The sequence below is a fragment of the Rhodococcus sp. WB9 genome, from assembly GCF_007558985.1.
In the GTDB taxonomy this organism is placed as follows: domain Bacteria; phylum Actinomycetota; class Actinomycetes; order Mycobacteriales; family Mycobacteriaceae; genus Rhodococcus_F; species Rhodococcus_F opacus.
In genome coordinates this window covers 2396244-2413378 of sequence record NZ_CP041769.1, presented here as the reverse complement: position 1 = coordinate 2413378, position 17135 = coordinate 2396244, and the positions used below count along the sequence as shown (strand labels likewise).

The 17135-nt window shown below is 67.4% G+C and carries 16 protein-coding genes and 1 tRNA gene; 8 read left to right on the top strand and 9 right to left on the bottom strand.

Annotation, left to right across the window (positions count from 1 at the left end; translation table 11 throughout):
• Positions 1-92: 92 nt before the first annotated feature.
• Positions 93-632, top strand: a complete 540-nt coding sequence (locus tag FND50_RS11240; RefSeq protein WP_186301269.1) for a MarR family winged helix-turn-helix transcriptional regulator — start codon at positions 93-95, stop codon at positions 630-632.
• 8 nt (positions 633-640) lie between these two features.
• The gene (locus FND50_RS11235) at positions 641-1627 is read left to right on the top strand and encodes a helix-turn-helix domain-containing protein (RefSeq protein ID WP_144285814.1); all 987 of its coding nucleotides are present in this window, start codon (positions 641-643) and stop codon (positions 1625-1627) included.
• Here the strand turns inward: FND50_RS11235 and FND50_RS11230 are convergent.
• The gene (locus tag FND50_RS11230; RefSeq protein ID WP_144285813.1) at positions 1599-2201 is read right to left on the bottom strand and encodes a metallophosphoesterase; all 603 of its coding nucleotides are present in this window, start codon (positions 2199-2201) and stop codon (positions 1599-1601) included. The genes FND50_RS11235 and FND50_RS11230 overlap by 29 nt on opposite strands.
• Positions 2198-2632, bottom strand: a complete 435-nt coding sequence (locus FND50_RS11225) for a hypothetical protein (protein ID WP_144285812.1) — start codon at positions 2630-2632, stop codon at positions 2198-2200. The genes FND50_RS11230 and FND50_RS11225 overlap by 4 nt, the downstream gene beginning before the upstream one ends.
• 167 nt (positions 2633-2799) lie before the next feature.
• On the opposite strand from FND50_RS11225, the gene FND50_RS11220 reads away from it, so the two are divergent.
• The 3 genes from FND50_RS11220 to FND50_RS11210 all read left to right on the top strand — a co-directional run bounded on the left by FND50_RS11220 (position 2800) and on the right by FND50_RS11210 (position 4501).
• Positions 2800-3243: a hypothetical protein gene (locus tag FND50_RS11220; protein ID WP_144285811.1), complete on the top strand. Its 444-nt coding sequence runs from the start codon at positions 2800-2802 to the stop codon at positions 3241-3243.
• 88 nt (positions 3244-3331) lie between these two features.
• Positions 3332-3703: a hypothetical protein gene (locus tag FND50_RS11215; protein WP_144285810.1), complete on the top strand. Its 372-nt coding sequence runs from the start codon at positions 3332-3334 to the stop codon at positions 3701-3703.
• A 21-nt stretch (positions 3704-3724) separates the two neighbouring features.
• Positions 3725-4501 (top strand): trans-aconitate 2-methyltransferase, encoded by a 777-nt coding sequence (locus FND50_RS11210; RefSeq protein ID WP_144285809.1) that lies wholly within the window; start codon positions 3725-3727, stop codon positions 4499-4501.
• Between the two features lie 25 nt (positions 4502-4526).
• On the opposite strand, the gene FND50_RS11205 is transcribed toward FND50_RS11210, so the two are convergent.
• The 6 genes from FND50_RS11205 to FND50_RS11180 all read right to left on the bottom strand — a co-directional run bounded on the left by FND50_RS11205 (position 4527) and on the right by FND50_RS11180 (position 9151).
• Positions 4527-4603 (bottom strand) — tRNA-Leu (locus FND50_RS11205).
• Positions 4604-4653: 50 nt separating this feature from the next.
• Positions 4654-5598: a Ppx/GppA phosphatase family protein gene (locus FND50_RS11200; protein ID WP_144285808.1), complete on the bottom strand. Its 945-nt coding sequence runs from the start codon at positions 5596-5598 to the stop codon at positions 4654-4656.
• Positions 5595-6149 carry a DUF501 domain-containing protein gene (locus FND50_RS11195; RefSeq protein WP_005255623.1) on the bottom strand — a complete coding sequence of 185 codons (555 nt, stop codon included), beginning with the start codon at positions 6147-6149 and terminating at the stop codon, positions 5595-5597. Before FND50_RS11195 ends, FND50_RS11200 begins: the two co-directional genes overlap by 4 nt.
• A complete protein-coding gene (locus FND50_RS11190; protein ID WP_144285807.1) occupies positions 6146-6871 on the bottom strand; it encodes a septum formation initiator family protein in 726 nt (241 codons plus the stop codon). The genes FND50_RS11195 and FND50_RS11190 overlap by 4 nt, the downstream gene beginning before the upstream one ends.
• A gap of 33 nt (positions 6872-6904) precedes the next feature.
• On the bottom strand, positions 6905-8191 hold the full coding sequence (gene eno, locus FND50_RS11185; RefSeq protein ID WP_005238851.1) for a phosphopyruvate hydratase: 1287 nt from the start codon (positions 8189-8191) through the stop codon (positions 6905-6907).
• Positions 8192-8380: 189 nt separating this feature from the next.
• Positions 8381-9151, bottom strand: a complete 771-nt coding sequence (locus FND50_RS11180; RefSeq protein WP_037179302.1) for a lytic transglycosylase domain-containing protein — start codon at positions 9149-9151, stop codon at positions 8381-8383.
• Between the two features lie 244 nt (positions 9152-9395).
• Between FND50_RS11180 and efeU the strand changes: the two genes are divergently transcribed.
• From efeU to efeB, 3 genes are read left to right on the top strand one after another with little or no spacing between them, the layout of a single operon-like run.
• Entirely contained in the window at positions 9396-10304 is a 909-nt protein-coding gene (gene efeU / locus FND50_RS11175) for an iron uptake transporter permease EfeU (RefSeq protein ID WP_144285806.1), read from the top strand.
• Positions 10305-10320: 16 nt separating this feature from the next.
• Positions 10321-11460 carry an iron uptake system protein EfeO gene (gene efeO, locus FND50_RS11170; protein ID WP_144285805.1) on the top strand — a complete coding sequence of 380 codons (1140 nt, stop codon included), beginning with the start codon at positions 10321-10323 and terminating at the stop codon, positions 11458-11460.
• A gap of 2 nt (positions 11461-11462) precedes the next feature.
• On the top strand, positions 11463-12743 hold the full coding sequence (gene efeB, locus FND50_RS11165; RefSeq protein WP_144285804.1) for an iron uptake transporter deferrochelatase/peroxidase subunit: 1281 nt from the start codon (positions 11463-11465) through the stop codon (positions 12741-12743).
• A 36-nt stretch (positions 12744-12779) separates the two neighbouring features.
• Here the strand turns inward: efeB and FND50_RS11160 are convergent, their stop codons facing one another.
• Positions 12780-16754 carry a bifunctional diguanylate cyclase/phosphodiesterase gene (locus tag FND50_RS11160; protein ID WP_144285803.1) on the bottom strand — a complete coding sequence of 1325 codons (3975 nt, stop codon included), beginning with the start codon at positions 16752-16754 and terminating at the stop codon, positions 12780-12782.
• Positions 16755-17135 lie beyond the last annotated feature (381 nt).

Below are 17135 nucleotides of genomic sequence, written 5' to 3'. Positions count from 1 at the left end.
GAGTACTTATTAACGTCGGGCGGTTAACAAGTACTCACGGGCGCCATTGGTCAAGGCTTTGATTACACCGATTCGGCCGCTAACCTGTGCTCATGCCCGAGGAGACGACCGACCAGAGCAACCTGGACTTCCTGTCCTTCGTGGACTTCGCGGTGGGCAAGACCGTCGACGAACTGCCCGAGGCCGATCCGGTGTCCATGCGCCTGGTTCTCGCGCTGCACCGCGTGACCAGTGCCCTCGTCTACGACCTGGAGTCGACGGTCCACCGGCCCAGCGGGTGGAGCTGGCCCGGATTCCGGGTGCTGTTCGTGTTGTGGCTCGCCGGACCGTGCGAAGCCAAGCGGGTGGCCTCACTGTCCGGGATGAGCAGGTCTGCTGTATCGGCGCTGGTGAATACGCTCGAGCGCGACGGTCTCGTGACGCGGCGACCGAACGCAGGCGACCGCCGGGCGGTCGACCTCGAACTCACCGACGCCGGGCACGACGCCATCGTCAGCACGTACTCGGCGCACAACAAACGTGAGCAGACGTGGACCGACGCGCTGACAGCGTCGGAACGGCTCGACCTGATCCGCCTGCTGGAGAAGCTGGCGTCGGGCACCGCCGCACGCGAAGCCGTCAAACGCAGTTGAGGTAGACGATGGTCGTGAGAAGTCTCATCCGTCCGGGCGATCAGCGCCTCGTCTCGTTCGACGAGTTCCGCGAGTCGGTGAGCGACGCGTTCGTCCCCCTCGAAATGACGTCGGCCGACCACGACGACTTCCGTGGCGTCGTGCGCGGCGCGACGGTCGGTGCGATCCGGATCAGCGAGGTCACGGCCGCCCCGCACGTCATTCGCCGAACACCCCGGACCATCCGCGCCGCCAACCCCGACTACTTCAAACTCGGACTGCAGGTGCGCGGGTCGTGCGTCCTGAGCCAGGACGGCCGCGAAGCCGCGCTCACCCCCGGCGACTTCGCGATCTACGACACGACCCGGCCGTATCAGCTGTCGTTCGACGACCGGTTCCGGATGCTCGTCGTGATGTTCCCCCGGCACCTGCTCCGCGTTCCGCCCGACGGCATCGCCCAGCTCACCGCGCGCCGCGTGCCGGGCAGCCAGGGGCTCGGTGCCGTCGTCACCCCGCTGTTGCGCGGGCTCGGCGAGCAGATCGCCGACGCCTCCCCCACCGTCGCGGTCCACCTCGGCGACGCCGTCCTCGATCTGGTCGCGGCCGCATTCGCGGAGCAACTCCACCTCGCCGACGGACTGATCCCGCAGTCGCGCGGGGACGCACTGCGAGTCCGGGTCACTGCCTTCATCGACGAGCGGCTCGCCGACCGGGAGCTGGATCTGCACTCGATCGCCACCGCGCATCACATCTCGGTGCGGCACCTGCAGAAGCTGTTCGAGGCCGACGGCGACACGGTGAGCGGATGGATCCGACGCCGCCGCCTCGAGCAGTGCCGACGCGATCTCGCCGACCCCCGTTACCGCGATCTGCCCGTCTCGGCCATCGGTGCCCGCTGGGGTTTCACCGACGCCGCCCACTTCTCCCGGCTGTTCAAGAACACGCACGGATCGACGCCCGGCAGATACCGCGCCGACGCCACACCGGTCACCGGGTCGACGCGTCCGGCCCGATGATCTCCGCGATCTCGTCGACGTGCACGGGCCTGCGCCAACTGTCCCAGCCCACGTGGATCTGCCGCGGGTGCACGGACGGGTCGAGCACGCCGTCCTGGTGAGTGTGCCCGTGCAGCAACCAGTCCCCCTCGTCCTGCAGCCGGTACTTCACGCCCCGGTCCTCCGCGGTGTGGTCGCCGACGTACGGGAAATGGGAGAGCAGCACGGTCTGGCCCGCGATCTTGCGCCGCGCGAACAACTGCACCGACGCGAACGTCTCCAGGAACACCCGTTGCCGGATGTGGCTGTTGCGGTTCGCCATCGGGTGACACGAGTCGTGATTGCCGGGGATCAGATGCAGTTCGACGTTCCGCTTCCGCGCGAACTCGTCGAGTGCGCGCAGCGCCCAATCCTCGGCGGCCTTACCTCCGACGGTGATGTCGCCGAGTATCCAGAGTTGATCGCCGCTCCCGACGGCGGCGGCCAGCGCGTCGAGGATGGATTGGTCGTGCGCGTCGATCTCCGTTTCGAAGCCCCGGATCTCCACCAGCCGTGCGTGACGAAGGTGCAGATCGGACGTGAACCACACGCTCATTCCAGGAACCGTGAGCGCAGTTCCGCGAAGAACGCCGCCGACAGCCGCTCGAAGTCGTCGGCGCTCACGCGGATCCGGTCGCCGATCTCCAACTTCAGCACGGACTGGCCGGAGAAATACTTCAGGACGCTGATGCCGCGCAGGATGCCGTCGTTGTTCATCAACGAGTCGGCGATGATCTCGACTTCGTTGAGCGGGTTCCCGTCCTTGCCCGTGACCGCCCGGATCCGGTGGACGAAGTAGCGGTCCAGCACCAGGACCATGTTGCCGAAGAACAGTGGCTCGAAGTCCTCGAGTGCGGCGAAAACCTTCTTGCCCGTGACCTCGCCCGCAATCGCCCCCGTCAGCGACGTGTACGCGGCGACCTGCTCCGCGACGGACGCCTCGGCGTGCTCGATTTCGTCCTTCGTGTAGTTCTTCCGTCCGAGCACTTCGCCGTCTCCTTCGATGCACCGGGTGTCGGATCGACACGCTGAACTCCCAGACCAGCAGTGTTCCACCTTCCACATCCCAGCAGATGAGGGTTGGAGGTGCGATACTCCCGGGTGGCTCTTGCCTCGTATCAACCGGCAACAAAGAAGTCCGGAAGGACGCACCGATGAAGGTCACGATTGCACGAACCGTAGGTATCGCCGCCGCTATCGCCGGCGCGGGTCTCCTCGCCGCCCCCACCGCGTCCGCGGCACCCGAAGACGTCACGGTCGATATCGGCGTCGACGGGAATGCCGTGGTGATGGACGTCCGGTACGACGTGTCCGGGGCAGTGGTGTGCGTGATGAACATCGTCCCCGTCGACGGAACCCTGCCGGCCGCCACCGTGGGCCCGACCGTCGTGATGGGCGGAGACGACGGCGAGCTGCGGGCCACCGTCGACCCCGGCGAGTACGCGGTGCAATGGTCCTGCTCGAGCGTGCCGTCGTTCGAGCAGTGGGGAAGCATTCCGCCGCTGAACAACGGCACCGTCGAACCCACCATCGTCACCGTCACCGAGACGTCCGGGCCGGGCGGCGGCGGCTCGTCCGGTAGCCCGTTCGGCAGCTGACGGACCTATCCGGGGCGGGTGCGTAACGAAACCGCTGCGAGCGGGGATTGACAGTACGGAATCCCGCAACGGACAGGAACCCTCCGCCATGGCTACCGTCACGCACATCGATATCGCTCGCGCCCGCCGCTCCCGTCGGGTTCTCTTCATCGGCAACCCCACGCGCTACAAAGAGGTGTCGCACTGGGCGATGGTCAAGCAGTGGATGGTGGTCCACGGACTCGAGCCCGTCCGGAAGATGGACGGCCCCGCGCTCTGCGCGATCGTCACCGAGGACGTCCTCGACGGGGTCGGCTCACCCCAGGACGCGCTGACCGTTCAGAATGCTCGTGAACAGGGCATACCGGTGATCAGCGTCCACGACAGCACCCAGATCTGGCAGGCCACGGCCCGCGTCCGCGCGTCCATCGCACGATCCGGCGACGGCGCACACTCGAGCCCGCACCACCAGGGAGCCTGAGGAAGCCGGGCCGCCGCCGTCATGGTCGACTGGGACGGCGAAGGCTACGCCGATGTCGGTGCCCTCCAGCGCGCTGTCGCGGAGACATCGATCGCGGAACTCGCCCTCGCCGGCCGTGAACGGTTGCTCGACGTCGGATGCGGCGACGGATTCGTCACGCTCCGCATCGCCGAACGGCTTCCCGGCGGCTCGGTAGTCGGAGTGGACGCATCGCCGCGGATGATCGCGAAGGCCCAATCCAGAGCATTGCCGGACGGCACCCGCGCTGAGTTCCGTATCGCCGATGCACGCGCCCTCCCGTTCGACGGCGACTTCGACGTCGCGGTGTCGTTCAACGCCCTGCATTGGGTCCCCGACCTGCAGGTGGCACTGGCTGGAATCGCCCGCAGCGTCGTGGACGGCGGGCGTGTGATCATCCAGATGGTGTGCGCCGGCCCGCGGACCAGTGTCGAAGACGTCTTGATGGCCGTGGCGACGAGCCCGCGATGGGCGGAGTACTTCACCGACTTCACGGCGCCGTTCATCCACGTCGAACCGGAGAGATTCCGCGACGTCGCGAAGGCGGCAGGACTCGACACCACCGACCTCGTCGTGCGCGACGTCGAATGGGATTTCGGTTCCCGGGAGGAATTCGCGCGGTGGTGCACCGTCGGATCCACCGACTGGACCACGCACCTCGCCGACGCAGCCGTGCCGGAGTTCATGGACGACGTCGTGCGCGCGTACGAGCAGATCTCGGGACGTCCAGGGCTGTTCCTGTTCACCCAGATGCGGGCGGAACTCGTCCGAACGTCCTGACCGCAGCTGGAGCACGCCGGTGTAGTGGTGCCCCCAGTCGGACTCGAACCGACACTGGGCGGATTTTAAGTCCGCTGCCTCTGCCAATTGGGCTATAGGGGCTACCGGTCGCCGAGGGTGTCGCTCGGCGACCGTGCGCAGATCACCCTAGCTCAGGCGATCGACAATGCGATTCCGTCGAGGATGTCGTGTTCGCTGACGACGAGTTGGTCGATGCCGGCCTTCTTCTCGAATGCATCGGCCAGTGTCAGGGTCACGATCGCGCCGCCGCCGATGACGTCGACCCGCCCCGGGTGCATCGGGCCGAGGGCGGCCCGCTCGGTGTGGGTCATGGCGATCAGCGAGTTGCAGACCTCGCGCAGCCGGGGCATCGGGATGCGGGACAGGTGCACCCGCTCGGCGTCGTACTCGGGCAGTTCTTCGGCGAGCGCGGCGATTGTGGTCATCGTTCCGGCGACGCCCACCCAGGTGTGGGCCTGTTCGACGGGGACATGCGCGAACGCCTCGTCCAGGCGTTCCTGCGCGAACGCGCGGGCCTCCTCGACCTGTGCGGGTGTCGGCGGATCGTCGTGGAGGCAGCGCTCCGTGATGCGCACGCATCCGATGTCGGTGGAGAAGGCGGCGTGGACGCCGGATTCGTCGCCCAGGACCACTTCGGTGGAACCGCCGCCGAGGTCGACGACCACGAACGGTCCCTGCGACGGATCGAGTTCCCCGACCGCTCCGTTGAACGACAGCCGTGCTTCCTCGTCGCCGGTGATGACCTCGGCCCCGGAGCCGGGGATGACGGCGCCCAGCACCTCGCGGGTCATCGAGAAGAAGTCCTCCCGATTGGACGCGTCGCGGGTGGCGGACGTGGCGACCATGCGGACCGCGGTGGCCCCGGCGTCGGCGATCATGCCGGCGTACTCGCTCAACGCGACCCGGGTGCGTTCGATGGCCTCGGGCGCCAGGCGCCCGGTGGCGTCCACGCCCTGTCCCAGCCGGACGACGCGCATCTCGCGACATACGTCGTGCAGTGCGCCCTGCTCGTCGACGTCGGCGACGAGCAGGCGGATGGAGTTCGTGCCGCAGTCGACGGCGGCGACGCGGGTCACTGCTCGGGACTTTCGACGTCGTCGATGCCGGGCCAGTCCGCGGGGATCGCGGTGCCCCTCAGCTTTCCGCCTGCCGCGGACGCGGCGAGGGCCACCGATTCGTCGCCCAGCGGGTTGACGCCCGGCCCCTTCGCCAGCGAGTGGGCCATCAGCACGTGCAGGCATTTGACGCGCTCGGGCATTCCGCCGCCGGTGAAGTCCGTTCCGAGGGGCTCGATGGCGTCACGTTCGGCAAGATACGACTGGTGGGCGCGCAGGTACGCGGCCGCGAGTTCCGGGTCCTGCCCGAGACGCTCGGTCATCTCACGCATCACCCCCGCGGACTCCTGCCGGCTGGCCTCCGCGGTCAGTCGCGGATCGGTCAGGTAGTACAGCGTCGGGAACGGTGTTCCGTCAGGAAGTGTGGGCGCGGTCTTCACGACGCCGGGCGTGCCGTCGGGACTGCGGTACGCGATCTCGAGCACTCCACGCGGTTCGCGGCCCAGCTGGGCGGCGACGGCGTCGAGGTCTTCCTGCGGCACGGGGTTGGACGGGTCGGACGAAGTGGTCACCCGGTGGGTTCTCCTGGTTCTGGCGGTACGAGCGGCGGCACCACGGGGGGCGCCGGAGCCGGTGCCGGCTGCACCTCGGGCGCGGCCGGCGGTTCTGAAATGGTCTTCCACAGGTCGGAGTACCAGGGGCCCGCCATCTCGGCGTCCTTCTCCTCCGGCTTCTCCGGTTCCTTGTAGTCGCCGGGCAGCTGCACCTGGAACGGGGTGTCGCCGGGCTTCACCCACCGGAGCCGGCCGCGTGCCTGCGCCTCGATGTAGGCGGGGTCGGAGTAGCGCTCCTCGAGTATCCGCAGTTCCTGCAGATCCTTCTCGAGCTGAACCTGTTCCGCCGCAACACGGTCCGCTTCCCCACGCTGGGTGAGGTAGTTGCGCAGCGGAACCGCGAGGGTGAGCGCGAGAAGCAGCACGACCATGACGAGGACGAGCGCCCGGCCCGTCGACAGTCCGAGGATCGTGTGCTCGGAGCGCATTGCGCGGGCGGCCCCGGTCGCGCCCACCCGTCTCGGGCGGGCGCGACCGGGGAGCACCTTGCCGGTGTCGGCGCCGTCGACGGCGTCCGGCTTGCCGTCGGCCTGCCCCGGCGTCGTCGACTTGGTGGTACGGGGACGCCGCGCTCCGCCCGGAGCGCCGTCCGCCCGGTTTCCGCGGACCCGCTCACCCCGCCCGGAGCCCCGGCCGCCCGGACTTGCTCCGGACGACCGCGGCCTGCCGCGCTGTGCCACCTACCCCAACACCCCTTACTCGACTGTCGAACGTCAGCCTTCGAACGCGAACCGCGGGAACGCGACCTCGCCGGCGTAGCGGGCGGCGTCGCCCAGGTTCTCCTCGATGCGCAGCAGCTGGTTGTACTTGGCGACGCGCTCACTGCGTGCGGGGGCACCGGTCTTGATCTGACCACTGCCCACGGCGACCGCGAGGTCGGCGATGGTGGTGTCTTCGGTCTCACCGGACCGGTGGCTCATCATCGTCTTGTAGCCGTTGCGGTGCGCGAGGTCGACGGCGTCGAGGGTCTCGGTCAGCGTGCCGATCTGGTTGACCTTCACCAGCAAAGCGTTCGCGGCACCCTTGACGATGCCCTCTTCCAGACGCTCCGGGTTGGTGACGAACAGGTCGTCACCGACGAGCTGCACCTTGTTGCCGATCTGATCGGTCAGGGCGACCCAGCCGTCCCAGTCGTCCTCGTCCAGCGGGTCCTCGATGGACACGATCGGGTAGGCATCGACCAGCTCGGCGTAGAACGCCGACATCTCGGCCGCGGTCCGGTTGCTGCCCTCGAACTTGTAGCCGGTGCCGTCGGTGTAGAACTCGGTGGCGGCGACGTCGAGTGCCAGCGCCACGTCGGTGCCCAGGACCAGGCCCGTCTTGCCGATGGCGACGCTGATCAGGTCCAGTGCTTCCTTGGTGCCCGCGACGTCGGGGGCGAAGCCGCCCTCGTCACCGAGACCGGTGGCCAGGCCCTTCTCCTTGAGCACCGACTTGAGGGCGTGGTACACCTCGGCGCCCCAGCGCAGCGACTCCTTGAACGTGGCGGCACCGATCGGGGCGACCATGAACTCCTGGACGTCGACACCGGTGTCGGCGTGCGCACCACCGTTGAGGATGTTCATCATCGGAACGGGAAGGACGTGGGCGTTGGGGCCACCGACGTAACGGAAGAGATCCAGACCCGACGACTCGGCGGCCGCGCGGGCCACCGCCAGCGACGCACCCAGGAGCGCGTTGGCGCCCAGACGCGACTTGTCCGGGGTGCCGTCGGCGTCCAGCAGGGCCTGGTCGACGGTCCGCTGCTCGGTGGCATCGATCCCGATGATGGCCGGAGCGATCTCGCTCAGGACGGCCTCGACGGCCTTCTCGACACCCTTGCCGCCATACCGGTCGCCGCCGTCACGCAATTCGACGGCCTCGTGCTCACCGGTCGATGCACCCGACGGGACCGCGGCGCGAGCGAAACTTCCGTCGTCGAGCAGCACCTCGACCTCCACCGTGGGGTTACCACGGGAATCGAGGATCTCACGGGCTCCGACCTGCTCAATGATGGACACTTGCTGATTCTCCTTATATGGGCTTCGCACTGTGCATCGACCGGTCCGATCGTGCCAGGGACACCAGATCGTGCCAGCACACAGCGTAACGGCACACCGAAACCGGCGCGGGATGGCGCGCCCCGCGGACGGCGAGCCGCCCGCACGACATCCATCGATGTGGCGCCGATCACGTCACAAAGGGAAGGATTACGGGCGAACCCCGACCGAGTAGGCGGACGCCCGGTCGCGCACCAGCGTGAGGTACTCCCCCGACAGGTTGTAGGCCATCAGCGCCGACTGCCAGCCCTCCGCCGCGGTGAGGTCGCCGCCACGCTCGCACAGGTAGCGGGCGGCGGTCAGCGCCGCGTCGTCGATGTTGTCGGCGTCGGCCACGCCGTCACCGTTCGCGTCGACCCCCCACCGCTTCCACGTCTCGGGAATGAACTGCAGGGGACCCATCGCGCGGTCGTGCACGGGGTCACCGTCCATCGCCCCGCCGTCGGTGTCGGGGATTTCGGCGACACCAGGTCCACCGTCGAGGGGGATACCCCGGATCTCGGGCGTCACCTGACCGGTGGGCCCGACCGCCGAACCGGCATGGGTGCCGTGCCGGCTCTCCACACTCGCGATTCCGGCGAGGGTGGTCCACCCGATTCCGCATTCCGGCTTCGTCTCGGCCATCACCGTCGCCGCGTAGCCGTACGCCTCGAGCGCGGTACTCCCGACGCCGATCGAGTCGGCCAGCCCGGCAGACCATCCGTGCAGCTGATCCGCCGAACGCCCGGGTGCGTTGATGTCGATCGGCGGGGTCGCCGCGCCGGGCCCGGGTGGGATGCCTTCCGGAATCGCGATCCTCGGTTGCTGCTCCCGCGAGCACGCGCCGTAGGCGAGAACCACGACCACCGTCGCCGCGAGAAGAGCGAACAGCGGTCCGGGCCATCGGGAACGACGTTTCGGCCGCGCGGGATATCGGTTCACGTCTCCATCATCCACACGAAACTCGTCGATCCCAGCCACGCGGGACGGCCCCCGCACGGCGCCGGGCCGCGACGAGGCAACACACCAAAGGTAAAGGGTTGTAAAAGTGCTGGTGAGGGCTTCTTCGGATAAGTAGGCGCGGTGTATGTTTTTCTTCAGGGCTAAGGTTCGCCTTGCCTACCGCAAGTTTGCCTACCCAACCTTGCGGACCACTCGACTCGACCCGTCTCGCCCAGGAGTGTGCATGTCAGTCCTCGCCGCAGGGACCGCGCCGTCGATCGCCACACAGCTGTTCGGCAGTGGTTTGATCGGTCTGCGCGAGGGCCTCGAGGCAGGCATCGTCGTCATGATCCTTGCCGCGTTCCTCGTGAAAGCGGAGCGCAAGGACGCACTCAAGTGGGTCTGGCTCGGCGTCGGCATCGCCGTCGCGATGGTGGCCGCGATCTTTCTCGTCATCCACTACGGAACGTCCACTGTCACCGGACTCACCGCGGAGGTCATCGCCGGCGTCGCGTCGCTCGTCGCGGTCGCGATCGTCACCGTCATGGTGCTGTGGATGCGCACGGCCGCGCGGACCATCTCCCACGACCTCAAGGCGGGCATGGAGAAAGCATTGGTCGCGGGGCCCATCGCGGTGCTCACCCTCGCGTTCTTCGCCGTCGGCCGGGAAGGCGTCGAGACGGCGCTCCTGATGGTCGGGTACGCCGAGAACACAGCGGGTAGCGCCTGGCCCCTGGTCGGCCTCCTGCTCGGTATCGTCGCCGCCGCGGCCCTCACGGTCCTGCTGTACTTCGGCGCCGTCCGGCTCGACTTCGCGAAATTCTTCAAATACACCGGCATCTTCCTGATCATCGTCGCCGCCGGAATCCTCGGGTACGGCATTCATGCCCTGCAGATCGGCGGAGTCCTGCCCGGCGGCTCGGCACTCGCCTTCGACATCTCGGACGGCTACGACGCGTCCAGCTGGTACGGCACCGTCCTGGCAGGCATCTTCAACTTCCGGCCCGACCCGACGGTCCTGCAGGCCGTCGCCTGGGTCGTGTACGTCGTCGTGGTCCTGTTCCTGTTCCTCCGGCCCGTCTCCGCACCCACACCGGCCCCCGCGGCACCCGAGCGCACCGCTTCCCCCACCCCCGACGAGACCGTTTCATGAAAGGCACCTTCCGCCCATGAAGACCAAGCGCCGAACCACCTTCGCCCTCGCCTCGGTCGCCGTACTGCCGCTGGCGCTCGCCGGCTGCACGGAGAAGTCGACCGCAAGCACCGACGACATCACCGTTACCGCAAGCGACGACACGTGTGACGTCAGCGCCGACTCCGGGACCACCGGGAACAGCACGTTCCAGGTCACGAACAATGGCACCAAGGTCACCGAGTTCTACGTATTCGCCGAGGGCGACCGGGCGATGGGCGAGGTCGAGAACATCGGTCCCGGCCTCACCCGCCAGCTCATCGTGTCGCTGCCCGACGCCGGCACCTACCAGCTCGCATGCAAGCCCGGCATGGTCGGCGACGGTATCCGCCAGGAGTTCACCGTCACCGGAGACTCGATGAGCGCCTCCGACGAGAGCGGACAGCTCGCCGAGGCCGCCGACGGCTACCGCCGCTACATCCGCAGTCAGGTCGTAGCCCTGCAGGACACCACGCAGCAGTTCGTCGACGCGGTCAAGGCCGGCAACATCGATCAGGCCAAGTCACTCTTCCCCGTCTCCCGCACCTACTACGAGCGCATCGAGCCCGAGGCGGAGAGCTTCGGCGAGCTCGACCCCAAGCTCGACCTGCGGGAGGCCGACCTCGAACCCGGGCAGGAATGGACGGGCTTCCACCGGCTCGAGAAGGATCTGTGGGTCACCGGTCCCCAGCCCGACACCAATGCGATCGCCGACCAACTCGTCGTCGACGTCCAGTACCTCGCCGACCAGGTGAACGCCGAGGACTACACGATCGATCCCACCAAGATCGCCGGCGACGCGCAGGGACTGCTCGACGAGATCTCGACGTCGAAGATCACCGGTGAGGAAGACATCTTCTCGCACACCGACCTGTGGGACTTCCAGGCCAACGTCGACGGCTCGCAGGCCGCGGTCGCCGCACTGCAGCCGATCATCGACGAACGCAATCCCGAACTGGCCGCGAACATCACCCAGCGTTTCGCGGACCTCGATGCCGAACTCGCTCAATACCGCCAGGGTGACGGGTTCGTCTTCTACGACACTGTCGACGAACAACAGCGCCAGGAACTGTCGCGCAAGATCGACGCCCTCTCGGCCGAGGTCAGCCAGGTTCAAGGCGTGGTAGCAGGCGCATAATCATGACTGATCCGACCGGTACGACCGACACGACCACCTCGGTGGACGAGCGCAAGGGAGTGTCCCGACGACGTCTGTTCGGCGCCGTCGGGGCGGGAGCCGCCCTCGCCGGCGCCGGTGCACTGGTCGGGCGCGCCACCGCCGCCGAACCGCCGTTCTCGCACGGCGACGTCGTCGCCTTCCGGGGTGAACACCAGGCGGGCATCGTGACGCCCGCGCAGGACCGGATGCACTTCGTGGCGTTCGACGTCACCACGAAGTCCCGTGAGGAACTCGAAGCACTGCTGAAGAAGTGGACCGTGATGGCCGAGCGGATGACCGCGGGCGAGGAGGCCACCCCGGACGGTGCCATCGGCGACGGAGCCTACGTTCCGCCCAGCGACACCGGGGAGGCGCTCGGCCTGCCGGCGTCCCAGCTGACGCTCACCATCGGGTTCGGACCCTCACTGTTCGACGACCGGTTCGGCTTCGCGTCCAAGAAGCCTGCCGCGCTCGTCGACCTTCCGCACTTCCGGGCGGACAACCTGGATCCGGCGCGCAGCGGCGGCGACATCGCGATCCAGGCGTGTGCCAACGACCCGCAGGTGGCCGTGCACGCCATCCGCAATCTGGCGCGCGTCGCGTTCGGGACGGCCTCCGTCCGGTGGTCGCAGCTGGGGTTCGGCCGCACCTCGTCGACGTCGACCACCCAGGACACGCCGCGAAACCTGTTCGGGTTTAAGGACGGAACGAACAACATCAAGGCCGAGGAACCCGGCGTCCTCGACCAGCACGTGTGGGTGGCGTCCGACGACGACCAGGCGTGGATGGGCGGCGGCGCGTACCTCGTGGCGCGGCGGATCCGCATGCTCATCGAGCAGTGGGATCGCACCGTGCTCGGCGAGCAGGAACGCGTGATCGGACGGTCCAAGGGCACCGGCGCCCCGCTGAGCGGCAAGGCGGAATTCGACGAACTCGACTTCGATTCCAAGAAGGGTCACGACCCCGTCATCGACGTCGACGCGCACGTGCGACTGGCATCCGCTCAGGAACTCGGCGGCATCCAGATCCTGCGTCGTGGATACAACTTCACCGACGGCTCCGACGGTTTCGGTCACCTCGACGCCGGACTCTTCTTCATCGCCTACTGCCGCAACCCGCAGGAACAGTTCGTGCCGATGCAGCTCAACCTGTCCAGGAACGACGCGATGAACGAGTACATCCAGCACGTCGGTTCCGCCCTCTTCGCCTGCCCGCCCGGCCTCGCCGAGGGGCAGTACTGGGGTCAGGGCCTGTTCACGTAGAGCCTCCCGATCACCGCACCGGACAGTCGTATCGCATCAACGGTGCCGGCCGAGCGATCGAAGGTCGAGCTGGTCGGGAGGCAGCGGGCGGCCGTGGTAATGCCCCTGGGTGACGTCGCAGCCGTATCGACGCAGGGCCCTCAGGGTTTCCTCGTCTTCGACACCTTCGGCGACCAGAGACGCGCCCAGGCTGTGTGCGAGCTCCACGGTCGATCGCACAATCGCGACGGATCGAGGGTCGCTGGCGAGGCGGGCGACGAAGACCCGGTCGAGTTTCAGCTCATCGACGGCAAGGTCCTGCAGATAGGCAAGGGAGGACCACCCGGTGCCGTAGTCGTCGATCGACAATCCGATTCCGAGACCCTGCAGCGCCTCGACCACCCTTCTGGCGCGCATGTAGTCGGTCATCAGGACACTTTCGGTGATCTCGAGAATGAGTGCGTCGGCGGGTAGTCGAAAGTCCTTCAAGAGCCGGTCGATTTCGGCAACCAGGTCTGCGTCGAGCAGATTCGTGACCGAAAGGTTCACCGCGACGGTCAGCGATACCCCGCGATCGAGCCAGGTGCGCGCTTGACCCAGAGCAAGCTCCAGGACTCTCGTTGTCAGTGGCCGCATCAGGCCCGACTGTTCGGCATGAGGAAGGAATTGATCGGGCAGGAGTAGGCCGTGGCGAGGGTGTTCCCATCGAACGAGAGCCTCGACGCTGTGCACCTGCCCGTCGCACGCGCTGACCTTCGGTTGGTAATAGCACGTGAGCTCGTCGCCGGCGATCGCTGTGCGCAACTCCTCGATGGACTGCTTCTCCTCGATGCTGCGTTGGTACTCGGCAGCGTCGTACACCTCGAGCGCGCGACGGCCGCACTTGGCCCGATACATCGCCACTCCGGCGCGCTGAAGCAAGTCCTGGGGGTTGGCGCAATGTTGCGGGCAGAGGGCGATTCCGATGCTCGCCTCGACGTGAACGGTGATCTCATCGAGGTGGAACGGCTCGCGCAACGCTTCGAGGAGACGACCAGCCAGCGCACGGGCTTCCGTAAGGTCGATCCCGGACGGGAGTAGGACCGCGAACGCGTCTCCGCCGATCCGGGCCGGCAGATCACCCGGTCGCACCGACCGCGCCAGCCGGCCCGCGACCTGGCGCAGCAATTGATCGCCCACGTACCGTCCGAAAGAATCATTGATTTCCTTGAACCGGTCCAGATCCATCAGCAGCAAGCCCGGACCCGGGCGGTGGGGTCGCCCGGCCGGCTGCGCCACATGGTCGAAGTATTCGGCCGTCAACGCGGCCGTGATCGCCCGCCGGTTTGCCAGGTTCGTGAGGTCGTCGGTCCTCGCCTCGCGGTGGCTGTCGGCCAGGACGACCACTTCACGGAACGTCACCGCGAATCGGGCCGCGACCGCGACTAGGGTGAGCGCGGCGAGAACCACCGCGAGCCGCGACAGCCGCGCATCGTGGTCGAGCACCAGCAGGCCCACCGACGCAGCGGTGCACACCAGTGGGGGGACCCAGATAGCCAGTCCGGGAAGCTGATTGGATCGCCGCCGGCCGGGGGCCCGCCAACTGGCCAAGGCCACCAGCAGCACCGCGACGTGCGGGAGCGCATCGATCCACGTGCCCTCGACGTAGCCGTCAGCACTGCGGAACAGGTAAAAGGTGTCGGCCACCGCAAACAGCATGAACCCCGCAACCAGCAGCACCCACCGCTGCTCGGCACGCCAACCCAGCACCGCGAGCGCTCCGACCGCAAGCGCGAGGAGCAGCACGTCTCCCACCGGGTACGCCAGCCCGACGATCACCGCTGCGGGTGACCCGCTCGCCACCGACTCGATCGGACCGAATGCGAGGGCCGCTGCCAGAGCCGCGAGCGTCAACCCGGCGGTGACGGCATCCAACCAGATCTCCGCCGGTAGTCGCCGCGCTCGCGCACGGAGGAGCAACACCAGCCCGGTATAGACGAGTGGGTAGAACGCCAACTTCAGCGGATCGGCCACGGATGGGGACTGGCCCTCGGGCACCCACGACATCGCCGCGACATCGCCCACGCACCAGCTCGTCAGCCCCAGCGCGATCAGCCACCACGCCTGGCGCTCGGCCGGCACCCACCACGCGCGAGCGGCGACCACGAAGGCGACCGAGAGCGTCAATCCGTCGTAGAGCGCCTCGCGCAGCACGATCCAGCCGGCCCGATCACCCACCGCGATCGAGATCCCGTACGAGATCGCACCGATCAGCAGAATCCCGAGCACCGCCATCACACCGCGCCGTGACCGACCTGGTGGCGACACCCAGCCCGTCCGAAACGGCCGTGTTCGGCTGTGTGCCGACGTCATTCCAGTTGCGGCACCCCGGCCCGAGAGAGGCTGCTCTGTTACGGGTTCCACGGCTCGAGGCAGGTTCTCGATCTCCCCCGGCCCGGTGTCGACGGTGCGGGAGGTGGGATGGTCGACACAGGGCCGCCCGTCGAACTCCTCGAAGCCGGCCGGATTCGGCATGAAACTGCGAAGGCAGCCACCGCCGCAGCGTTTGGCCGCGTACATTGCCAAATCTGCCTGTTTGAGCAGGCTCTCGGTGGTCGCGTCGGGGACCTCGGAGGTGGCAATGGTCAGCCCGATGCTGGGACGGATGGAGAGCGCGACACCGTCGATGACGAACGGCGGGATGAATGCCTCCAGCACCCGGTCTGCGGCCGACAGGGCATCCTCGACGCTCCCTTCGACCAGGGCCGCGAACTCGTCACCTCCGAGCCGCGCTACGGTGTCGGTGCTCCGCACGCACCCGGTGAGCCGTTCGGCAACGCGGATCAGCAGCTCGTCCCCTGCGGGATGGCCGAGGCTGTCGTTGACTGTTTTGAAATCGTCGAGGTCCACACACAACACCACGATCGGTGTCAGTTCCCGCCGTTGGCGCTGCACTGCCTGGTCGAGACGGTCGAGAAACAACGCACGGTTCGCCAGTCCGGTCAGTCGGTCGCGAAAGGCCTGTCGGGCCACGGTGAGCAACAACCGCCGGTTCTCGGCCAACACGATGAACTGCCGTGCCAGCAAGGCGAACACCAGGACCATGATCGCAGCGGGAATCGGGCCGGAGCCCAGTCCGGGCAACTCCCGCTGCAGGCCGACGGCAACGGCCAGCAACAACGGAACGTACGGCAACCACAACCGTGCCCGGGACGGAATCTGCGCGGGGACCGGTTCGGGTGACGGTGTGCGGGTGCTCGACAGCGCCGCCAGCCCGATCGCGACGAAGGCGGCCACCCAGCCCAGGTCGGTCACACCGCCGTTGCGATAGGTGCCCAGCGCGGTCAGGTAGGAGACTGCGCTGGCAGACAGTGCCATCAGGATGATCCCGATGCACAGCAATCCCAGGGTCAGGCGTTGCCCGGCCCGCGCTCGGGTCAGCACCACAATCGCCATCGTCGCAATCGCCAGGTCCGCGACAGGATAGGCGAGGGACCACACGAGGCTGGCCGGTGTGTCGCTCCCCGCGTGGTACACGCTGCCGAGCACGCTCACCCACGACACCACGAACAGTGAACCGGCCACGATGATTCCGTCCAGAATCAGCCGGGTACGGGACTGTCCGCTGTCACCGGCCGGGAACAGCAGCAAGGCCGCGCATGCGCCGACCGGAAACAACAGATACGCCGCAGCCGCCGCGGAGGGGAACGGTATCTGATCACTTCCCTCCTTCACCACGTAGTAGCACCAGATGACTTGACCGACCGACCATGCCGCCAGCCCACCTGCCAACGCCGACCAGCTGTGGCGCACCATGCCCCGCCCTACCCAGGCAGCCCAGGCGGCACACGCGGTGGCGAGCACGGCGAACACCAGCAAACTCACGTCGGCAATCACGATCGTCGTGAACGCTCCATCCCATCCCGACCACCAACCCACCGCGAACAACAGCGATGGGACGATGAATGCGACCGCGATCGCCCACAGACCGCCTCTCCACACGGCCTCGGCACTCGACGAGGTCCCCACCCGCTCGGCTGTACGATGTCCCATCGTCACCACCCGAGCTGCCGCCTGCCGTCAGTGAATTATTGGATTCGAAGTATCCAGACATTCATCTTTGCACGACGTGCGTATTGAAATATAGTCCATAAAGATACCTGTGGTATGTTTCCCTCGATAGGCTAAGGAGATGGGCGAGCACGAGCGTTCGACATCGCTGCCCTATCCGCACCACTACCGTGCGCGGATCGCGGTCAGCGGCCGACGAGCTTCCGGATCAACCGGGGAAGCGGCCGCCGAAACCGCGGACAGTCGCACAGTGCACAGGACGTGCCCTTGCGGTGGTGCTCGTGAGCGGCGAATGGGTGGCCGCAGCGGCACTCTGAGTTCGACACGGCCATGAACTTGATTCTATTCACACCCGAAACTCGC